The 18,442-nt window shown below is 64.0% G+C and carries 19 protein-coding genes; 7 read left to right on the top strand and 12 right to left on the bottom strand.

Going from position 1 to position 18,442, the window contains the following annotated elements:
* Nucleotides 1–12: 12 nt before the first annotated feature.
* From K3178_RS01655 to K3178_RS01640, 4 genes are all read right to left on the bottom strand, one after another.
* Nucleotides 13–198 carry a hypothetical protein gene (locus K3178_RS01655; protein WP_221569652.1) on the bottom strand — a complete coding sequence of 62 codons (186 nt, stop codon included), beginning with the start codon at nucleotides 196–198 and terminating at the stop codon, nucleotides 13–15.
* Nucleotides 199–265: 67 nt separating this feature from the next.
* Nucleotides 266–670: a cytidine deaminase gene (locus tag K3178_RS01650; protein WP_221569651.1), complete on the bottom strand. Its 405-nt coding sequence runs from the start codon at nucleotides 668–670 to the stop codon at nucleotides 266–268.
* An 11-nt stretch (nucleotides 671–681) separates the two neighbouring features.
* Nucleotides 682–1,389 (bottom strand): glycoside hydrolase family 25 protein, encoded by a 708-nt coding sequence (locus tag K3178_RS01645; protein ID WP_221569650.1) that lies wholly within the window; start codon nucleotides 1,387–1,389, stop codon nucleotides 682–684.
* Between the two features lie 3 nt (nucleotides 1,390–1,392).
* Entirely contained in the window at nucleotides 1,393–1,896 is a 504-nt protein-coding gene (locus K3178_RS01640) for a UPF0262 family protein (RefSeq protein ID WP_221569649.1), read from the bottom strand.
* A 135-nt stretch (nucleotides 1,897–2,031) separates the two neighbouring features.
* On the opposite strand from K3178_RS01640, the gene K3178_RS01635 reads away from it, so the two are divergent.
* Nucleotides 2,032–3,555: a replicative DNA helicase gene (locus tag K3178_RS01635; RefSeq protein WP_221569648.1), complete on the top strand. Its 1,524-nt coding sequence runs from the start codon at nucleotides 2,032–2,034 to the stop codon at nucleotides 3,553–3,555.
* Nucleotides 3,556–3,558: 3 nt separating this feature from the next.
* Here the strand turns inward: K3178_RS01635 and K3178_RS01630 are convergent, their stop codons facing one another.
* Nucleotides 3,559–4,746: a phospholipase D-like domain-containing protein gene (locus K3178_RS01630; RefSeq protein ID WP_221569647.1), complete on the bottom strand. Its 1,188-nt coding sequence runs from the start codon at nucleotides 4,744–4,746 to the stop codon at nucleotides 3,559–3,561.
* A 116-nt stretch (nucleotides 4,747–4,862) separates the two neighbouring features.
* Between K3178_RS01630 and rpoZ the strand changes: the two genes are divergently transcribed.
* Nucleotides 4,863–5,207, top strand: a complete 345-nt coding sequence (gene rpoZ / locus K3178_RS01625) for a DNA-directed RNA polymerase subunit omega (protein ID WP_221569646.1) — start codon at nucleotides 4,863–4,865, stop codon at nucleotides 5,205–5,207.
* Between the two features lie 51 nt (nucleotides 5,208–5,258).
* On the opposite strand, the gene K3178_RS01620 is transcribed toward rpoZ, so the two are convergent.
* Complete coding sequence (locus tag K3178_RS01620) at nucleotides 5,259–6,041, bottom strand: sterol desaturase family protein (RefSeq protein ID WP_221569645.1); 783 nt, start codon at nucleotides 6,039–6,041, stop codon at nucleotides 5,259–5,261.
* Nucleotides 6,042–6,146: 105 nt separating this feature from the next.
* Here K3178_RS01620 and K3178_RS01615 point away from each other — a divergent pair, with 105 nt between their 5' ends.
* On the top strand, nucleotides 6,147–7,328 hold the full coding sequence (locus tag K3178_RS01615; RefSeq protein ID WP_221569644.1) for a DUF3667 domain-containing protein: 1,182 nt from the start codon (nucleotides 6,147–6,149) through the stop codon (nucleotides 7,326–7,328).
* A gap of 1 nt (nucleotide 7,329) precedes the next feature.
* Here K3178_RS01615 and K3178_RS01610 read toward each other — a convergent pair whose 3' ends face one another.
* From K3178_RS01610 to K3178_RS01600, 3 genes are all read right to left on the bottom strand, one after another.
* Nucleotides 7,330–7,626, bottom strand: coding sequence for a hypothetical protein (locus tag K3178_RS01610; protein ID WP_221569643.1), 297 nt, complete (start codon nucleotides 7,624–7,626; stop codon nucleotides 7,330–7,332).
* A 95-nt stretch (nucleotides 7,627–7,721) separates the two neighbouring features.
* The gene (ftsH, locus tag K3178_RS01605) at nucleotides 7,722–9,692 is read right to left on the bottom strand and encodes an ATP-dependent zinc metalloprotease FtsH (RefSeq protein WP_282098828.1); all 1,971 of its coding nucleotides are present in this window, start codon (nucleotides 9,690–9,692) and stop codon (nucleotides 7,722–7,724) included.
* An 83-nt stretch (nucleotides 9,693–9,775) separates the two neighbouring features.
* The gene (locus K3178_RS01600; protein ID WP_221569642.1) at nucleotides 9,776–10,414 is read right to left on the bottom strand and encodes a TetR/AcrR family transcriptional regulator; all 639 of its coding nucleotides are present in this window, start codon (nucleotides 10,412–10,414) and stop codon (nucleotides 9,776–9,778) included.
* Nucleotides 10,415–10,500: 86 nt separating this feature from the next.
* On the opposite strand from K3178_RS01600, the gene K3178_RS01595 reads away from it, so the two are divergent.
* From K3178_RS01595 to K3178_RS01580, 4 genes are read left to right on the top strand one after another with little or no spacing between them, the layout of a single operon-like run.
* Entirely contained in the window at nucleotides 10,501–11,634 is a 1,134-nt protein-coding gene (locus K3178_RS01595; protein WP_221569641.1) for an ABC transporter permease, read from the top strand.
* Nucleotides 11,631–12,335, top strand: coding sequence for an ABC transporter ATP-binding protein (locus K3178_RS01590; RefSeq protein ID WP_221569640.1), 705 nt, complete (start codon nucleotides 11,631–11,633; stop codon nucleotides 12,333–12,335). The genes K3178_RS01595 and K3178_RS01590 overlap by 4 nt, the downstream gene beginning before the upstream one ends.
* Nucleotides 12,335–13,327 carry an efflux RND transporter periplasmic adaptor subunit gene (locus K3178_RS01585; RefSeq protein ID WP_221569639.1) on the top strand — a complete coding sequence of 331 codons (993 nt, stop codon included), beginning with the start codon at nucleotides 12,335–12,337 and terminating at the stop codon, nucleotides 13,325–13,327. Before K3178_RS01590 ends, K3178_RS01585 begins: the two co-directional genes overlap by 1 nt.
* Nucleotides 13,327–14,751: an efflux transporter outer membrane subunit gene (locus tag K3178_RS01580; protein ID WP_221569638.1), complete on the top strand. Its 1,425-nt coding sequence runs from the start codon at nucleotides 13,327–13,329 to the stop codon at nucleotides 14,749–14,751. Before K3178_RS01585 ends, K3178_RS01580 begins: the two co-directional genes overlap by 1 nt.
* Here K3178_RS01580 and K3178_RS01575 read toward each other — a convergent pair.
* Genes K3178_RS01575 through K3178_RS01565 form a run of 3 tightly spaced genes read right to left on the bottom strand, consistent with a single transcriptional unit; the run spans nucleotide 14,721 to nucleotide 18,411 of the window.
* The gene (locus K3178_RS01575; RefSeq protein WP_221569637.1) at nucleotides 14,721–15,689 is read right to left on the bottom strand and encodes a HupE/UreJ family protein; all 969 of its coding nucleotides are present in this window, start codon (nucleotides 15,687–15,689) and stop codon (nucleotides 14,721–14,723) included. The genes K3178_RS01580 and K3178_RS01575 overlap by 31 nt on opposite strands.
* A complete protein-coding gene (locus K3178_RS01570; protein ID WP_221569636.1) occupies nucleotides 15,686–16,471 on the bottom strand; it encodes a peptidyl-prolyl cis-trans isomerase in 786 nt (261 codons plus the stop codon). Before K3178_RS01570 ends, K3178_RS01575 begins: the two co-directional genes overlap by 4 nt.
* The gene (locus K3178_RS01565) at nucleotides 16,468–18,411 is read right to left on the bottom strand and encodes a DUF3604 domain-containing protein (RefSeq protein WP_221569635.1); all 1,944 of its coding nucleotides are present in this window, start codon (nucleotides 18,409–18,411) and stop codon (nucleotides 16,468–16,470) included. Before K3178_RS01565 ends, K3178_RS01570 begins: the two co-directional genes overlap by 4 nt.
* Nucleotides 18,412–18,442 lie beyond the last annotated feature (31 nt).

Below are 18,442 nucleotides of genomic sequence, written 5' to 3'. Positions count from 1 at the left end.
GGCCGGAAAGCGTCAGCCTTCGGAACCGCCAGCCAGCAATTTCTGCGCCACGCTTTCGGGCGTACCGGTGACCAGCAGCGGCTGGCTGCCGACCATGCCGACCTGCGTCTGCCCGTTCTCGGCAACGCGCAGGTACGCGACGTTGCTGGCAACGACCATGTAGTTGCCGCCGCGCGATTCGAGGTGGACGAATTTCATGTCTCGGTATCTCCGGAGCGCACCATGCGCCGCCGAGACGTCCTAAACGCGATTGGTGAAGGAATGTTTAGTCGAGGCTTGCCGGGCCGAACGCGTCGGGAAGCAATTCGCTGAGCTTTACGCGGCGCACCTCACTCGGGCCGACGCACAGGATCAGCGGATCGGTCCCGCCCAGTTGCGCCAGCTCGTTGAGCACCTGCCGGCAGCGGCCGCATGGTGTGATCGGATCGTTGCCGGGACCGGTTACCGCGACCGCTTCAAGCCCGCCGCGCACGCCGTCGGCCATGGCTTTCGAGACCGCGACCGTTTCGGCGCAAAGCGCGAGGCCGTAGCTGGCGTTCTCGATATTGGTGCCGGTCACCACGCTGCCGTCGGCAAACAGCAGGGCGCTGCCGACAGCGAAGTTGGAATAGGGTGAATAGGAATTTCCGGCAGCTTCGCGCGCGGCGGCGATGAGGTCTTCGTCGGTCATATCCGGGGCTCCTAGGGTCGCACGGCCAGCCAGCGCAAGGGGGTCTCGGCTGCATCGCTCCGGTATCCGGAGTTCGCGGTCCAGACGGTCCAGGGCCTGCCCGCGTATTCGGGTTCGCTCCGGTCGCCATCGAGCCAGAGTGCGCGTTCGAGACGGCGGGCGGGACGGTAGCGGTCTTCGAAAACCTCGCTGGGCGCGAGCACGACGGGCGCGCCGGTATGCGCCTCGATCTGGTTGACGAGGGTCAGCAGTTCGCTCTGCACCGCCGCGTCGGAGACGCGCTCGAAACATTCGTCGGTCGTGCGCGTCAGGCGGATGGCGGGCGGCAAGAGGTCCGCATCGCGCGGGACGATGGTGACGTAATTGGCGGACTGTCCGTCCGCAGTCTCGCAGGGGTCGAACAGGTGGACGGCGCCGACCTGCAGGCCTGCAATGCGTGCAGCTTCGAGGTTGCGGCTGAAGTTGGCGTCCTTGCCGCGCGCGCCGCGGCTCGCTTCGAGATAGACGAAACTTGCCCCGAGGCCCTTCAGCACCTTGAAATCGACAGCGCCGTCATTTTCTCCGACAAGCGCGCCCTGGTCGGGATAGGCCTCCTCGTCGGGTCGCCAGCCGGCGTTTTCATGCTGGAGGTAGAGCCAGCCGCCAGCGCCCAGCAGTGCCAGCAAGAACGCCAGCTTCACCAGCAGCCCGATCCGGCCCTTCTTCTTGCGATGTGCCACGCTTCAGCCCTTGATGTGCAGGACGCAGATGAGCGTGAAGAGGCGGCGCGCGGTGGCGAAATCGGTTTCGACCTTGCCCTCCAGCCGTTCTTGCAGGAGTTCCGCGGCGCGGTTGTGGACGCCGCGGCGGGCCATGTCGATCGTCTCGATCTCGCCCGGCGTCGCCTTGCGGATGGCCTGGTAATAGCTGTCGCAAATGGCGAAATATTCGCGGATCGGACGGCGGAAGCGCGCAAGGCCGAGCAGCAGTTCCTCGACCAGTTCGTCGTTCCTGTCGTTGATCGTCAGCAACAACCGCCCGTCACGCACGGCAAGGCGCAGGTGATAGGGGCCGCTTGCCCCGCGTGTCGCAGCGCGCACCGGCTTGAAGGTGTTTTCCTCGATCAGGTCGAAGATCGCGATCCGCCGTTCCTGCTCGATATCGGCATTGCGCCAGATGATCGTCTCCTCGTCGAGGTCGATCTTGGCAATGCGCTGGTCGCCGGGAAGGGTAGTTGAATCGGTCATCGTCCGAAGTGTGCTTTCGCAACTGCAGTCAAGCGGAGCAAGGTCGATCTTTGGCCAATCCATCCACAGGGTTACCCTCATCGCCAAATTTTGGTCCGGTTCAAACCCGTGGCGATTTCCGTCATGGTGCCGCGCATGGCCGACACCGATCTCCTTTTTCCCGCCAATGATTCGACCCCCGCAGCCGAAAAGCAGGGCCAGACCCTGCCGAGCAATGTCGAGGCGGAAGCGGCGTTCCTGGGCGCGGTGCTGATCGACAACCAGGTGGTGCAGGAGCTCAACACCCCGCTTCAGCCGCATCATTTCTACGAGCCGGTCCACCAGCGCATCTACGAGCGCGTGCACAAGATGATCGACCGCAATTCGGTCGCCACGCCGGTGACGCTGAAGCCCTATTTCGAGAGCGACGAGGCCCTGAAGCAGCTGGGCGGCGTGACCTACCTTGCACAGCTCACCGCCGACGGACAGGGCCTGCTCGCCACCGGCAAGCTGGCCGAGCAGATCTACGACCTCGCCCTGCTGCGCGAACTCGTCACCGTCGGCCGCAACCTCGTCGAAGGCGCACTGGACACCTCCGAGGAGGTCGCGCCGATGGACAAGATCAGCCAGGCCGAGGCCGATCTCTACAAGGTTGCAGAGGGTGCCACCACGGGCAGCGAGGCACAGGATTTCCGCACTGCGGCCCTCGGCGCGCTGAAGATGGTCGAGGCGGCGATCAACTCTGGCGGCAAGTTTTCAGGCAAGACCACCGGTCTTGAAACGATCAACGACAAGACCAGCGGCCTGCATAATTCGGACCTCATCATCCTCGCTGGCCGTCCGGGCATGGGCAAGACCTCGCTTGCCACCAATATCGCCTTCAACGCCGCGCGCAGGCTGATGGACGACAAGAAGATCGGCATCGAAGGCAGCGAAAGCCCGGGCGCGGCGACCGCATTCTTCAGCCTCGAAATGAGCGCCGACCAGCTGGCCACGCGTATCCTTGCCGAAACGGCGGAGATTTCCTCCGAAAAACTGCGTTCGGGACGCCTCTCGAAGGAAGAATTCCAGCGCCTGTCCTTCGCCAGCCAGGAATTGAACGAGCTCCCGCTCTATATCGACGATACGCCTGGCCTCACCATCGGCTCGCTGCGCACGCGCGCACGCCGGTTGAAGCGCCGCCACGATATCGGTCTCGTCATCGTCGACTACCTCCAGCTCTTGCAGGGCTCGGGCCGCGCCAACGACAATCGCGTGAACGAAATCTCGGAAATCAGCCGCGGACTGAAAACGCTCGCCAAGGAACTGCACGTGCCGGTTATCGCACTCTCGCAGCTCAGCCGTGCGGTGGAACAGCGCGAGGACAAGCGCCCTCAGCTTTCGGACCTGCGCGAATCGGGCTCGATCGAGCAGGACGCCGACATGGTCTGGTTCATCTATCGCGGCGAATATTACCACAATGCGCTGAAGCCCGACACGCCCGACGAGACCAGCAGCGAAGAGGTGCGGATGAAGTATGCCGATTGGGAAGCGCGGCATCTCGAACTGGTCAACCGCGCAACACTGATCGTAGCCAAGCAGCGTCACGGCTCGACCGGCAATGTCCCGCTGCTGTTCCAGAGCGAGTTTACCAAGTTCAGCTCACCCGAATTGCGCGGCGGATATGAGGATTACGAATAGCGCCTAGAACCCCAGGTTCGTGCGCCGCGCCACCGTGTAATCGATTACCGAGACTAGCACCCACCCCGCCCACCAGCGCATGCGGTTCCACACGGTCGCGCGCTTGCGGTGTTTCTCCAGCGTGATGCGTTCTGACGCCTCGATGTGATGGCTGACGAAATCGCGCATCCTGTCGGCCAGCGCCTTGTCCTCGATCCGTAGCATGATCTCGAGGTTCAGGTAGAGACTGCGCATGTCGAAATTGGCGCTGCCCATATAGACCGCATCGTCGAGGATCAGCAGCTTTGTGTGCAGCTTGCAGGGCGAGAATTCCCAGATCTTCGCGCCGCGTTTGAGGAGATAGTTATAGAGCGAGCGGGTCGCCCCGATGGTGGCGCCATTGTCGCTCTTGGCTGCCATCAGCAGCCGCGTCTGGCCCTTCTTCGCCACCCGCGCGATGCGTTTGAGCAGCGTGTAGGGCGGCGAGAAATAGGCCATGAAGATATCGAGCTTCTCGCCCTCCTTCAGGTCCTGTGTGACGCAGCGCGCCCAGGTGGAAAGCCCGCGCGTCGGACCGCCCACAAGCCAGCGCGCCTGGCCATCCTTCGAGGTCCAGTTCCAGTCGCGTACCGTCTGCTTGATTTCCTTGAAATGCGCTTCGTCATCATCGGTCCAGTCGAGCAATCTGGCAAACCAGTCGGTCAGCCCTTGCACCGCATCGCCTTCGACCCTGATGCCGATATCGTTCCAGCCGTTCTTCTCCGGGGGATCGAAATAGCTGTCCTCGATATTGAACCCGCCGAACATCGCCTTCTCGTTGTCGGCGATGACCATCTTCTGGTGGTTGCGGATGAGATAGCGCATCGTCCAGCGCGGGCTGAAGCACAGGAACCGCCCGCCGCTGTCGACCAAGGGTGCAAGGAATTCGTCGGTGGCCGAAGCCCCGAAGCGGTCGATGATCAGCGTCACCTTGACCCCGCGCGATGCCGCCTCGCACAGCGCATCGCGCAGCTCGGTAGAGACCGCATCCTCGGCGAAGATGTAGAAGCAGATGTCGAGCGTTTTCTGGGCCTGCCGCACGAGTTCGAGCATCGCCTCGCGCCGGTCCTTGCCCGCGGGATAGAATGTCAGCGACTGGCCCTGCGCCTCGGCCTCGAAAGGCGGGGGATCGCGGTAGTCGGTGGCGATTTCCTGTGTGGTTTCCTCACCCATGCGCAGCCACCCTTAGCGGTCCTTCCCCATGGCGCAAATCCTTGACTATTGCGCCTGCGGACCTTATCTGCGCCGCTCTTTCCGAGATTCTCGAATTCATTATACCGGAGTGCCCAATGGCGCGCGTTACCGTCGAAGATTGCGTAGACAAGGTTCCCAACCGTTTCGATCTCGTCCTGCTGGCAGCCCAGCGGGCGCGCGAGATTTCGGGCGGCGCGGAGATCACGCTGGATCGTGACCGCGACAAGAACCCGGTTGTCGCACTGCGCGAAATCGCGGAGCAGACGGTCAAGCCGAAGGACCTGCAGGAAGCAGCCGTCACCAACCTGCAGAAGATCCTGCCGGACGATGATGACGAGATGGATGAAGTCGGCTCGCTCAGCCAGTCGGCCGAAGCCCTTCGTATCACTGCCTCGGCCCCGACGCGCTCGACCTCGATCGGCGCCGATTACGACGGCTGATCTTTCGCTCCGGCGAAACCATGAAAACCCGCCCCTCACCGGGCGGGTTTTTCATTTGTGGAACGGGAGAAGCAGGCTCCAGCCGAGCTTGTACGGACGCGTATCCTGGTATTCCTCCAGCCCGATTGTGAGATTGCCCTCGGCGTCTTGCGTATATGTCCCGAACAGGCGATCCCAGCCCGAAAGCAGCGTGCCGTAATTGCTGTCGGTCTCGCGCTGGATGGCCGAATGGTGGATTCGGTGCATGTCGGGCGTGACGATCAGCGCTCGCACAGGCTTTTCGAGTGATTTCGGCAATGCAAAGTTCGCATGGGTGAACAGCGTGGCGATGTTGAACACCAGTTCGAACAGGAACACGCCCCAGACCGGCAGTCCCAGCGCGGCCACGACCGCCATCTTGTATAGCATCGACAATGCGATCTCGACCGGATGAAAACGCGCCGCGGTCGTCACGTCGAAGGCCGGGTCCGAATGGTGGACCTTGTGCAGCCGCCAGAGCAGCTGGACGCGGTGCGTCGCCCAATGCTGGACATAGAGTGTCAGGTCCAGCGCCACGATTGCCAGCAGGATCTCCGTCCAATGCGGCAGGCCGACCAGGTTTAACAGCCCCCAGCCACGATCGGCCGCCAGGGCAGCGGCCCCCACCATCAGCAGCGGAATCAGCAGGCGCACCGCCAGCGTGTCGATGGCGAACAGCGCGAGATTGGTCAGCCAGCGGTGCCCCCTCGGGGCCTTGCGCGCAGGCGCGGCGATCTCGATCACGGCAAACAGCGCAAAGACCGCAGCCATTGCGGAAAACGCCGCTATTTCTGCAGTGTCGGAGATGCCGTCCATCTTGCTCTTGTCGCAAGGCGCTTCATCCACCGCAAGCGAGATTGCGCCGGTTTGCCCGCCCGCCCTGGAAGTCTATAGGAGAGCCGACGAGCACAGGGGGAAAGCGTGAGCGATTTCGGCGATGCCATCGGAACGGCGGTAGAAGGTGCGCTGGTGTCAAGGGCGGTGGACGGCGACAAGGGCGCTCCGCTCGATAAGGGCCACTTCGCGGAAGGGGCCTGCCTCAATTGCGGCACGGAGCTGATCGGATCGCATTGCCATGCCTGCGGCCAGAAGGCGCATCTCCATCGTACGCTCGGCGCGTTCATTCACGACCTGCTCCACGGCGCGCTCCATTTCGAGGGCCGCACCTGGAAGACCCTTCCCAAGCTGCTCTTCAAGCCGGGCGAACTCACCCGCCGCTATATCGAAGGCGAGCGCGCGCGCTTCGTGAGTCCGATGGCGCTATTCCTTTTCGTCATCTTCCTCATGTTCGCCGTGTTCCAGATCGCGGGCATCAGCACGCCGACCGATTTCGACACCGAGGCCCGCACGGACGAAGTCGTCGCCCAGGCTGCGAAGCAGATCGACACCCTGCAGGAACGCCGCGACGATCTCGCGCTTGAGATCGACACCGGTGCATACTCCGGCGCTGAACGCACTGCTGCCGAGGCGCGTCTCAAGGAACTCGATGACCAGCTCGCCGGGCTCGAGGCAGCGCAGGACGAACTGCCGATCCTGAGACAGATTTTCGATGAGAATGACGCATCAGCAGAAGAAGCGTCAGGCGGACTGCCGCTCGGCACCGGTGAAGGCCAAGCATCCGGCATCCCGACATCAGAGGGGGGCGATACGACCGTTAAGGTCGATGCAGCGCAGTTCGGGTGGCTGGAGAAAACTGTCGAGAAATGGCGCGCCAGCCCCGAGCTGATGCTCTATAAATTGCAGACCAATTTCTACAAATTCAGCTGGTTGCTGATCCCGCTGTCCATACCCTTCGTGTGGCTACTCTTTTTCTGGAAACGGCGGTTCAGGGCCTACGATCACGCGATCTTCGTGACCTATTCGCTCAGCTTCATGACGCCGCTGATCCTGGGGGTCACGCTCGCAGGACTGGCAGGGCTATCCACCGAACTGGTTGCGATTTGCTTGCTGACCATCCCGCCGCTGCACATGTACAAGCAGCTGCGCGGCGCCTACTCGCTATCGCGTTTCTCGGCCCTGTGGCGGCTGGCAGTGCTGACGGTCTTCATCCTCGTCATCCTGCTGCTGTTCCTCCAGCTCCTGCTCGTGATAGGAGCTTTCTGACCTAATAGGCCGGGTCTTCGCGATCCTCATTCAGATCCTGTCCGGTAATCGGTGCGGGACCGGGCGTTTCGTTGTCGTTTTCTTCGATATGCTGCTGGAGGTCGGCTGCCCCTTCCGCGACCGCACCTGCGGCCTTCTTCGTGCCGTCCTCGAGAACTTCGCCGACGACCTGGGCATTGGCCTCGATATCGTCGCCCGCAAGATCTGCTGTGCGTGCAGCATCGTCCTGCGTCTGCTCGGAACAGGCGGCAAGCGGCAAGGTGGCAAGGGCAATGGCGGTGGTGATGGTGCGTTTCATGGCAGTGACCTCATGTGATTGTATTGCCGTCCAAACGCAGAAAGGGCGCCAAGGGTTTCCCCCATGGCGCCCTTTGCATGAATTGGCAGACGGCTTCAGGCGCCTGCAGGAGCGCCTTCGCCCGAACCGCCGAACTTCTTGCCGGCCTTGGGCACGGTGCTTCCGCCCGGCTGGCGGACGATCGCCGGACCGCTCGGCTGGTCGGGACGATCGATCTTGCCGTCCTTCATCAGCTGGTCGATCTCGTCGCCGGTGAGTGTTTCGTATTCGAGCAGCGCCTGCGCGAGGAGGTGAAGCTTGTCTTCCTGCTCCTTGAGCACTTCGGTCGCACGCTTCAGACCGCCCTCGACCAGTTCCTTGATCTCGCTGTCGATCAGCTTGTTCGTTTCCGCGCCCCCCATCGTGCGCGCGGTCTGGCCCATGCCGAGGTAACCTTCCTGGCTTTCCTCATACATCAGCGGGCCGAGCTTGTCCGACATGCCCCATTTGGTGACCATGTTCTTGGCAAGGTCGGTCGCATATTGGATATCGCCGCTCGCGCCGCTCGACACCTTGTCATGGCCGAAGATGATCTCTTCCGCCACGCGCCCGCCCATGGCCACGGCGAGGTTCGCATGCATCTTGTCGCGATGGTAGGAATAGCTGTCGCGTTCGGGCAGGCGCATCACCATGCCCAGGGCGCGGCCGCGCGGGATGATGGTGGCCTTGTGGATCGGGTCGGATGCCGGCTCGTTTAGGCTGACCAGCGCGTGACCTGCCTCGTGATAGGCGGTCATCTTCTTCTCGTCCTCGGTCATGACCATGCTGCGGCGTTCGGCGCCCATCATGACCTTGTCCTTGGCGTCCTCGAATTCCTGCATCGCGACGAGGCGCTTGTTGCGGCGCGCCGCCAGCAGCGCCGCCTCGTTGACGAGGTTGGCGAGGTCCGCACCGGAAAATCCGGGTGTTCCGCGCGCAATGGTGCGCGGGTTCACATCGGGCGCCAGCGGCACCTTCTTCATGTGAACGGCGAGGATCTTCTCGCGCCCGTCGATATCGGGGATCGGCACCACGACCTGGCGGTCGAAACGGCCCGGGCGAAGCAGCGCGGGATCAAGCACGTCGGGGCGGTTGGTCGCCGCGATGATGATGATGCCTTCGTTGGCTTCGAAACCATCCATCTCGACCAGCAGCTGGTTCAGCGTCTGTTCGCGCTCGTCGTTCGAATTGCCGAGGCCGTGGCCACGGCTGCGGCCGACCGCATCGATTTCGTCGATGAAGACGATGCAGGGCGCGTTGCGCTTGGCCTGTTCGAACATGTCGCGCACGCGGCTTGCGCCGACGCCGACGAACATTTCGACGAAGTCCGAGCCCGAAATAGTGAAGAAGGGCACGCCCGCCTCGCCCGCGATGGCGCGAGCGAGCAGCGTCTTGCCGGTGCCGGGCGAACCGACCAGCAGCGCGCCCTTGGGGATCTGTCCGCCGAGCTTGGAGAAGCGCTGCGGGTCCTTCAGGAATTCGACGATTTCTTCCAGTTCCTCGCGCGCCTCGTCGATGCCGGCGACATCTTCGAAAGTGACGCGGCCCTGGCGTTCGGTCAGCATCTTGGCCTTCGACTTGCCGAAGCCCATTGCGCCGCCTGCCCCGCCGCCTTTCTGCACCTGGCGCAGCGCAAAGAAGGCGATGCCAAGGATCAGCAGGAAAGGCAGGATATTGATCAGCGCGTAGACGAGCAAATTGCCGCTATCGGCTTCCTTGCCGGAAAACTCGACACCGTTCTTTTCGAGCAGCGGAGTAAGCGTCGTGTCGTTCTTGACCGGAATGGTATTGAACGGCTCGTTGTCCGTGGTGAGGCCGGTAATGCGATCGTCGGAGATTTCGACCGATTTGATCGAACCTTCGGCCACCTTGCTCTTGAAATCGGAATAGAGAAGCGGTGCGCCGGCATTCTGGCTGCTGCCACCGAATGCGGAAACGACAAGCAACAGGCCGAGGAATACCCCGCCCCAAATAAACAGGCTTTTCATCCACGGGTTGGGACCGCCGCCTTCGGGTTCCTGGTTCGGCTGGTTGTTTTCGTCGCGCATTGCTGGGGGCAATCCTTTCCTTGTCTAAGGAATGTAGGCGCGCGCCAGTGAATGGCAAGTTTAGCCGGCAGCGAAAATCGCGCTTATTTCCGCTCACACTCATCGATAGCATAGGCGCGGCAGAACACCTCGACCGCCCCATCTATGCGCTGGCGGTCCCGTTCGGGGTCTCCGGGATGGCCGAAACGGCGCTCCAGGTCGCCCATTCCCTTGCACATGGACGCGAATTGTTCGACCGCGAGATCGACGTCGTCGATGCGGACTTCGCCGGCATCGACCATCGCCTGCATCAGCCCCTTGAAGGCCGCTTTCATGCGGTGAGGACCGGACTCGAGGAAGGCCGCGCCGATATCGGGTTCGTGTTCGGTTTCCGCCGCGATCCGGCGCTCGAACTGGACCATTTCGGGGCGCGAAAGGAAGCCGACCATGGTTTCGCCGATTGCGGTAAGGCGCTGGCGCAAGGTTCCGCGCAGGTCAGGTGTAACCTGGAACTGGTCGCGCAACCGCTCGCATTCACCCTCGACGGCGGCGGCAAACAATCCGCGCTTGTCGCCAAAATGACTGTAAACGGTGACTTTCGAGACTCCTGCGTCGGCTGCGATCTGCTCGATCGAGGAGGCAGCAAAACCCGATCCGAAAAAGGCACGCGTCGCCGCTTCGAGGATCGCCTCGCGCTTAGCGGTGTCCGCCGGCCGCCCGGCCTTTTTCGCATCACTTGACAAAATGAACGGTCCCGTTCAGTTGAACGCCATCGTTCACTAATGGACGAGTCGGTGGAATTAGGCAAGCGGAGGCACGGAAGGCGCAGATGATCTGGATCGCGATCCGCATGCTCACCGGCGACCCGCAGAAATTCTTTGGGCTGGTGTTCGGCATAGCCTTTTCCACCCTGCTCATCACCCAGCAGCTCACGATCTTCGTCAACCTGCTCAATCTCGGCGCGGCCGGGGTCTATAACAACGGCAATGGCGAGGTCTTCGTGATGGACCCTGCCAGTGTCACCACCGATGTGACCTATCCAATGCCCTCCACGGCGCTCGATGCGGTGCGTTCGGTAGAAGGGGTCGACTGGGCGGTCCCCCAATTGCGCAGCGCGGCCGCCGTCCGCACCGCGCAGGGCGATCTCGAACAGGTGGTCATCGTGGGCGTCGACGATGCGACGCTGACGGGCATGCCCAAGCGGCTGGTCGAGGGCGACAAGAGCGATCTGCGCACCCCCGACACGGTGATGGTCGACGATGTCGGCGCCACGCGCATGTTCCCCGGTCTCGATCCGATGGGACAGGTGCTGGAGTTGAACGACCAGCGCGTGGTCATCGGCGGCATCACCGACACCGTCCCCGGTTTCGCCAGCACGGCTGTGTTCTACACCACCTATTCGCGCGCACTGCGCTACATCCCGGGCACGCGCAACCGCATGAGCCTCGTCATTGCGCAGCCGGTCGCTGGAATCACACCTTCACAGCTGGTCGACAAGATCGAAGCGGAAACCGGCCTCAAGGGCCGCACGCGCGAGGAATTCACCCGCGACGGCATCGATTTCATCATCGCCAACACCGGCATCCCGTTTAATTTCGGCATCACCGTTGCGCTCGGCTTCGTGGTCGGCGTGGCGATCGTCGGCCTGACCTTCAGCCTCTTCATCCGCGACAATATCAAGCAGTTCGGCGCTCTGAAGGCCATCGGCGTCACCAACCGCCAAATCCGCAAGATGGTGGCCGCGCAGGCGGGGCTGGTCGGCTTCATCGGCTATGGTTTTGGCGTATTGGCGACGGTCGGCACGATGTGGGCGTTCTCGTCCAACCCCTTCTTCAAGGGCTTTTTCGTGCCTTGGCAGGTCCCGTTGATCAGCCTCGCCGCCGTGATCGTAATCCTTGCCCTTACCGCCCTCCTCGCGCTGAGAACCGTCTTCAATACCGAACCTGCGGCGGTGTTCCGGTGAGCGCGCCTGCCATCTGCACGCGCGATGTGACGCGCGATTTCCAGGCGGGGCAGCAGACGATTACCGTGCTCCACGGCATCGATCTCGACATCAAGGCGGGGGAGATGACCTTCCTTGTCGGCGAGAGCGGATCGGGCAAGACCACGCTCATCTCGATCATGTGCGGCATTCTCTGGCCGACGCTGGGCGAGGTTAAGGTCTTCGGCACCGACATCTACGACCTCCCCGACGACGAGCTGGTAGAATTCCGCCTCCAGAACATCGGTTTCATCTTCCAGCAGTACAACCTTATCCCCGCCATCGACGCGGCGAGCAATGCTGCCGTGCCGCTGATCGCGCAGGGCATGGACCGCGCCGAAGCGCGCGAAAAAGCCGTGGCGATGTTCGAAAAGCTCAACATCGCCGACCAAGCCGACAAGCTGCCGAGCCAGCTTTCGGGCGGCCAGCAACAGCGCGTTGCCATTGCCCGCGCACTCGTTCACGAACCGCGCCTGGTGGTCTGCGACGAACCGACCGCCGCGCTCGATGCCGCTTCGGGCCGCCGCGTGATGGACCTGCTGCGCGAAGTTGCCGTCGCCGAAGACCGCGCCTGCATCATCGTCACCCACGACAATCGCATTTTCGACATGGCCGACCGCATCCTCGTGCTCGAGGACGGGAAGGTCATCCATGACGGCAAAACCATGCCGGAGACCCACTGATGGCAATCGATATCCGTAACCTGAGCTTCTCCCGCCAGATCCTTCCCGCGATTGCCGTGGTGGGGCTGGTGCTGGCAGCGATCTTCATTCTTACCGGCCAGCCCGACCGCGAGGTAGATGAGCCCGACACTTCGCCGCCCAGCGTGCCCGGTTCGCTCGCCAACGAGGCACGCGTGGCAGGTTCGGGCGTGGTCGAGCCTTCGAGCGAGCTGGTGCAGGTGGGCTCCGCGCTGTCGGGGCTGGTGACCGGTCTCTACGTCCAGCCCGGCGACCGCGTAAGCGAAGGGCAGACGCTGTTCACCGTCGACGACCGGCAGGCGCGCGCACAATTGCGCGAGGCCGAAGCCGCTATCGGAGAAGCACGCGCGGCGATAGCCGAGGCGCAAAGTGCGCAAGCCACCGCATCGAGCCAATTGGCGCTCTATCGCAATGTCTCCGACCCCGCCGCGGTAAGTCGTAGTGAAGTCATCCGCGCCGAGGGGGAAGCCAGGGCCGCAGGCGAGCGATTGCAACTCGCGCGGGCAAGACTGTCGGCGGCGCAAGCCCGCGCATCCTCAGCGCGTACCGAGGTCGGGCGCCTCACCATTACCGCACCGATCGCAGGCGAGATTCTCGCGGTGAATATCCGCAAGGGCGAATATGTCAGTACCATGGGCGGCGGCGGTTCGCAGCCCTTCATAGAAATGGGCCAGACCCAACCGATGCACGTCCGCATCGATATCGACGAGCAACAGGCCCCGCGCCTCGCGCTTGGCAAGCCCGCCACGGTTTCCCCTCGCGGCGCCGCCGAACAGCAGGTCGAAGCCGCATTCGTGCGCGCCGAGCCGCTGGTGGTGCCCAAGCGCTCGCTCACGAACTCCGCCGCCGAGCGTGTGGACGTGCGCGTGTTGCAAGTGATCTACGAACTACCCGCGAGCGCGGTGGGCGAAAACGGCACCTTCCGCGTCGGCCAGCAGGTCGATGCCTTCATTCCGGCAAAGAAGGGCCAATAATGAGGCGCGCGCTTCTCCTTGCCGGATCGCTGGCGCTTGCAGCCTGTGCGGGAGGCCCGCCGCCCGAGGTCGCCACGCCGACACCGGTGCTGCCACCCGAATTCCTTTACGCACCAGACAGTGAGAGCGGGACGGCACTTGCCGAATTGTTGCCGAGCGCTGACCCCGGTTACGACACGCTCGCAGCGCAGGCGCTTGCCGGGTCGCCCACGCTCGCCGAAGCGCTAGCCCGTATCGAACAGGCCCGCGCTGGTGCGGTCCGTGCCGGGGCCGAGCGATTGCCCAATATCGGCGCCAATGCGGCGGTTACCGGACAGCGCACCAATCCGAACCAGTTTGGCGCTTCGCTTCCGCCCGGCGTGGAGTTCGACACCGAACGCGTTAGCTACGCCGCCAATCTCACCGCGCGCTGGGACCCGGACATCTTCGGCCGCTTACGCGCGCAGGAGCAGGCTGCGCTGTTCCGTATCGACGCAGCCGATGCGCAGTCGCGCGCGGTGCGCAATGCGCTGCTGGCAGAGATCGCGGCCAGCGTCATCGACTGGCGCACGCTCGACGCGCGGCAGGCGGAAATCGAGGACGATATCGCCGCCGCCGTGGAATTGGCGCGCCTGGCCGGTGTGCGCGAAGAGGCTGGCATTGCACCCGGTTTCGACCGCGTGCGGGCGGAAAGCGCTGCCAATGCCTCGCGCAGCCGCCTTGCCGCTTTGGACAGCGAACGTGCCCGGCTGACCGGACGGCTGGTCACGCTGACTGCGCAAGGCGGGGCACAGGTGCGCGCCGCACTGGCGCTCGACCCGCCCGCGCCTCCATTGCCAGAACCGCCGGTGGCGCTTCCCTCTACCTTGCTTGCCAACCGGCCCGATGTCTTGGCTGCCGCCGCGATATTGGCTGCAGAGGATGCCGATCTCGCTGCCACCGCGCGGCGTCGTTTCCCGACCTTCGACCTCTCTGCGGTCATCGGCCTGCTCGCCTTCGGCCCCGCCGATCTTTTCGACGAGGACAGCATCGTCGGCTCGCTCGCCGCAGCAGTCGCAGCCCCTCTTCTGGACTTCGGTAGGATCGAGGCGGAAATCGACGGTGCAGCCGCAGAAAAGCGCGCGGCGTTCCAATCCTATCGCGGCGCGGTCTACACGGCGCTGGGCGATGCCGAGGCCGCCTACGGCCTGGTGGCTGCCGCCGATCGCGAACTCGCCGCGGCGCGGGCCGAGGCTGCTAGCCTCCAGCGTGCCGCCAGCCTTGCCGAGACCCGCCAGCAGGCAGGCCTCGCCGACTTCCTCACCGTGCTCGAAGCGCGCCGTGCTGCCGATGCCAGCGGTGAGCGCGCGGCAGCGGCACTGGGTCGGGCGCAAAGAGCACGCGTGCTCTTGTGGCAAGCGCTCGGCGGAGATGCTCAGCCGACCACGCGGTCGACCAGCCAGTAGGCTCCGATAATTCCGATTGGGTAGGAGGCGAGGCGGATGGCCCGCGCCTCCGCCGCAGGTTTCACACTCCGGAGCCCCCACAGCGTCACCAGCACCGCGGCGATGACCGCGAGCTGCCCTGCCTCCACGCCGAGGTTGAAGCTGATGAGCGCTGCCGGAACTTCTCCTTCGGGCAGGCCGATCTCGCGCAAGGCCCCTGCGAAACCGAAGCCGTGGAGCAGGCCGAAGACGAAAGCGACCAGCCACGGCAGGCGGCGCGTCAGAGTCTCGCGGGTGCCGCGTGCGATTTCGACAGCAAGGAAGACGATCGAGAGTGCAATCAGCGCTTCGACGGGCCGCTGCGGCAAACCTGCAGCGCCCAGCGTCACGGCGGCAAGCGTGAGGGAATGCGCCACGGTAAAGGCTGTCGCCGCCTTCACCACCGCCCAAGCGCGCCCAACCAGCAGGACCAGCGCGATGACGAACAGCAGATGGTCCCAGCCGGTGAGGATATGCTCCACGCCGATGACGAAATAGCTCCGCCACACCTGGCTCGCCGATGCACGCGGTGCGATGGTGGCGAGCGGCTCGTCGGGTGTGAGGCGATAGACCTGGACCGCGCGCTCCAGCGGCGCGACGCGCAGGATAGCCTCGCCGTGGCCGGGAAAATCGGGCCAGCCGATCTGCGGCTCGCGTAGCTGGCCGTTGCAGATGATCTCCGCATGGCCGTGAACCGCATCGCCTTCGCGGCTGCGCTGCGTATCGCGCCACTCGCAATTGGCAGGGATCTGCGGTGTGCCCAGAGCCTCCCCCCGCTGGCCGGATAGCGGTTGCTTCCAGTCGAGCGACCACCAGCCACTTTCGACCTCGACGAACTGGATCGAGACGGGACGCAACTCGTCCGCCCATGCCGGAACGGCAGCGAACAGCAACGCCAGTGCGGCAAGCCAGCGGATCATTCGATGTCGATCTCGTATGCGTCGCGCAGCAGCTGGTAGGCTTTCTCTCGTCGCGCCTGGATGGTGCGGCTGCGCCAGTCGCGTTCGACAGCCTCGCGCACTTCCTCGAAGGGCGGAATCCTGCCCTCCTCGCGCTGGTAGAGATGGACGAGATGCCATCCGTATCCCGAACGGACCGGCCCCTGCCACCCCGGCCCCGAGCGCAGTGCCGTAACCTCTTGGGCGAAGTCACTGCCGAATAGCTTGGCGATTTCATCCGGCGAGTTTCGCACGACCGTGCGCGGCAGGCTGATCGGTTCTCCGCGCGGCCTCTCCTCACTCTTCGCCGCAAGCGCCGCTTCCTCGCTCGGGTACCAGGCCTGCTCGAAATTCAGCACTCCGCCCGTCTCGAATTGCCCGCCGTTGTCGCGGTACCAGTCGCGCAAGGTTTCCTCGTCCGGCCGGACCATCTCGGCCTGCGCCGCCGCGAGTTCGTCCATCTTGGCAGCAAGCCTGCGGCGGACCAGCGGATCGCCATCGTCGAGACCGAGCCGCAGCGCCTCGCGATAGAGGATCTCCTCACGAACCCAGTTCGCGATCTGGGCGTCGAGCTCGGCATCGGTCGGCGCGCGGCCCATCATCCGCTCGAAGCGCAAGGCAAGGCCCGCCTGCTTTTCGCGGCTGAGTTCGATACTGCGGCCTGCCGGGTCAACCGGATCTCCGGCCAGCGCCAGCACGCCCCAGATCGCGGCCCCGGCAATCAGGAAATGCGCGAGCGGATCGCGCAAGGCCTCTCGGATCATGCGCCTTCCATGATCGCCGGTGCGTCGCCCGGCGTTGTCTGCGGCTCGTGCGCCGGGCGTAGCCAGACGGGCGAGGAATAGGCGCGTTCCTGCATGACGTTGGCCTCGATCACATTGGTCGGCAGCTTCAGCCCGAAGCGAACCGCGTCGAACAGCACCCAGCTGGGTGTCGGGATTTCGAGTACGCGAACGTAATAGAACGCGCGCTGACCCTCACGATATTCGGGATCGGTCCAGGTAGCCCGCAGTTCCGGTGCACCGATGGAGTTTTCGTAGGTCGCCTTCGCGCGGTCCACCGTGTCCCCCACTGGCGGGACGGGAGAATCAGAAGCCCCGTCCATCTCGCGCGCGCTCCATGCGACGTCGAAGACCTTCTCCCGCGCCTCGCCATTGGCATCGACCCATCCCTTGACCACCTGCACCCGGTCGAGATTGGCCCCTTCGGGGTCCTTGAGTGCGGAAATGAGGAATGTGGGCGCGCGCCCTGTATCGTCGAGCACGCCGCCCATCGGCACGCCGCGCGTATAGCCGGCGCGCACCCAGTCGCCGTCCCAGTCGTCCTCGGCAAGATCGAAGCCGGCGAACAGGCGCAGCACCATGCGCGGGCCGGTCGTGGCATAGACTTCGCGCCGCATGAAGGCATCGAAGATTTCCGCGCGCGTATTCCCGCGTGCCCAGGCAGCCGCATAGCCGCCTGCAAGGTAGTGCCAGCCGAAGCGCCCCTGCCGCGTGCCGAGGTTCTGCCCCTCCATCGCGCGGCCTTCGCGCGGCTCGACACCCGTGTGCTTGCCGAAGAAATTGTCCTCGTCGCCCGTGGCGAGCGCGGTGTGGCTATCGGTCGAACCGATCATGCCGAAAGCATAGGGATTTACCCCCAGCTGCTCCTCCAGCGTCAGCCCGCGCAGCAATGCCGAGCGGGCATAGCTGCCCGCATACATGTCGGGAGTTGACCGCTCGGTCAGCGGCAAATTGCCCAGTTCCCATCCGGCCACGCCATATCCGGCGAACTCGTCGTTGGGCGAGAGGAAGGGATGCGTTTCGCTGTCGCCCTTGATCTGCGTCGCTTCGACCACCGGCTCCCTTGCGGCGCGGCGGCGGGCATATTGCGCACTCATCGCGCCGCCGTCTGGGCCGGTCAGTTCGAACATCATCCCGTTCGAGAGGTTCGAATTGTGCGGGATGGCCAGCACCTTGCCTTGGGTCGTTTCCTCGTAGGCGTCCATGTAATCCCACAGGCCGGTGACTTCGCCATCGATACCGGGATAAGGCAGCACCTGCCGCGTGCGCGCGCTGCCATCGCGAAACATCACCACCCGGTGGAGGTTATTGCCGTTCGGCATGAGCGTCCATTCGAACCCGGCGAAGGCGGTAAACTTGCCCGGCTCGTTGTAGCGGTCGAGCGTATCGAGATGGCGGTCCCACAACTCGCGGGTCGCCTTCGCCTGCGCCTCGGTGTCGCGCATGGCCTCCGGAATATCGCCATTGGCCGCCGCGGTGATCAATTCGGCCACCGCGCGCGTCGATTGCTCGGGGCTTTCGTGCATCATGTCGTACCAGCGGCGCAGCGTGGGATCGCGCACCATCATGCGCGGCGCATCGTAAAGGCGGCGGGTGGCGCCCATGCCGTCCGAGTGGTCCGATATGACGAGAAAATCGAGCGGCCGGTCGAGCTGCGCGCTCATGCCAGTGGTTGCAGTGATTTCCTCTCCGCGGGCAAAACGCAGTGCCTCTTCCGGACCCAACCTGACACCGAACCCGAAGGCGTCGACCGAGATATCAGTGTGGAGATGCGTGTCCCCCCAATAGGGCCGGTCGGGGAACTCAGCGAGTTCGACGGCATCGGTCCCGTCGCCGCGCTGGGCCTCGGTCGGCTCGTCGCTGCCTATCCGCCCACAGGCAGCAAGTGCCAGCAGTGCTGCAAATCCCGCGAATTTCCGCATCGGTTCTCCCCAACCGTCAGGAAAGAACTGT

It is taken from the genome of Qipengyuania sphaerica (genome assembly GCF_019711595.1).
Taxonomy (GTDB): Bacteria; Pseudomonadota; Alphaproteobacteria; order Sphingomonadales; family Sphingomonadaceae; genus Qipengyuania; species Qipengyuania sphaerica.
This window is presented reverse-complemented; position numbering and strand designations above follow the sequence as displayed.

What these genes read in the sequence shown, in the direction of transcription:
- K3178_RS01655 (WP_221569652.1), bottom strand. Translation starts at nt 198, where the DNA reads ATGAAATTCGTCCACCTCGAATCGCGCGGCGGCAACTACATGGTCGTT.
- K3178_RS01650 (WP_221569651.1), bottom strand. Translation starts at nt 670, where the DNA reads ATGACCGACGAAGACCTCATCGCCGCCGCGCGCGAAGCTGCCGGAAAT.
- K3178_RS01640 (WP_221569649.1), bottom strand. Translation starts at nt 1,896, where the DNA reads ATGACCGATTCAACTACCCTTCCCGGCGACCAGCGCATTGCCAAGATC.
- K3178_RS01635 (WP_221569648.1), top strand. Translation starts at nt 2,032, where the DNA reads ATGGCCGACACCGATCTCCTTTTTCCCGCCAATGATTCGACCCCCGCA.
- K3178_RS01630 (WP_221569647.1), bottom strand. Translation starts at nt 4,746, where the DNA reads ATGGGTGAGGAAACCACACAGGAAATCGCCACCGACTACCGCGATCCC.
- rpoZ (WP_221569646.1), top strand. Translation starts at nt 4,863, where the DNA reads ATGGCGCGCGTTACCGTCGAAGATTGCGTAGACAAGGTTCCCAACCGT.
- K3178_RS01620 (WP_221569645.1), bottom strand. Translation starts at nt 6,041, where the DNA reads ATGGACGGCATCTCCGACACTGCAGAAATAGCGGCGTTTTCCGCAATG.
- K3178_RS01610 (WP_221569643.1), bottom strand. Translation starts at nt 7,626, where the DNA reads ATGAAACGCACCATCACCACCGCCATTGCCCTTGCCACCTTGCCGCTT.
- ftsH (WP_282098828.1), bottom strand. Translation starts at nt 9,692, where the DNA reads ATGCGCGACGAAAACAACCAGCCGAACCAGGAACCCGAAGGCGGCGGT.
- K3178_RS01595 (WP_221569641.1), top strand. Translation starts at nt 10,501, where the DNA reads ATGATCTGGATCGCGATCCGCATGCTCACCGGCGACCCGCAGAAATTC.
- K3178_RS01585 (WP_221569639.1), top strand. Translation starts at nt 12,335, where the DNA reads ATGGCAATCGATATCCGTAACCTGAGCTTCTCCCGCCAGATCCTTCCC.
- K3178_RS01580 (WP_221569638.1), top strand. Translation starts at nt 13,327, where the DNA reads ATGAGGCGCGCGCTTCTCCTTGCCGGATCGCTGGCGCTTGCAGCCTGT.
- K3178_RS01575 (WP_221569637.1), bottom strand. Translation starts at nt 15,689, where the DNA reads ATGATCCGCTGGCTTGCCGCACTGGCGTTGCTGTTCGCTGCCGTTCCG.
- K3178_RS01570 (WP_221569636.1), bottom strand. Translation starts at nt 16,471, where the DNA reads ATGATCCGAGAGGCCTTGCGCGATCCGCTCGCGCATTTCCTGATTGCC.
- K3178_RS01565 (WP_221569635.1), bottom strand. Translation starts at nt 18,411, where the DNA reads ATGCGGAAATTCGCGGGATTTGCAGCACTGCTGGCACTTGCTGCCTGT.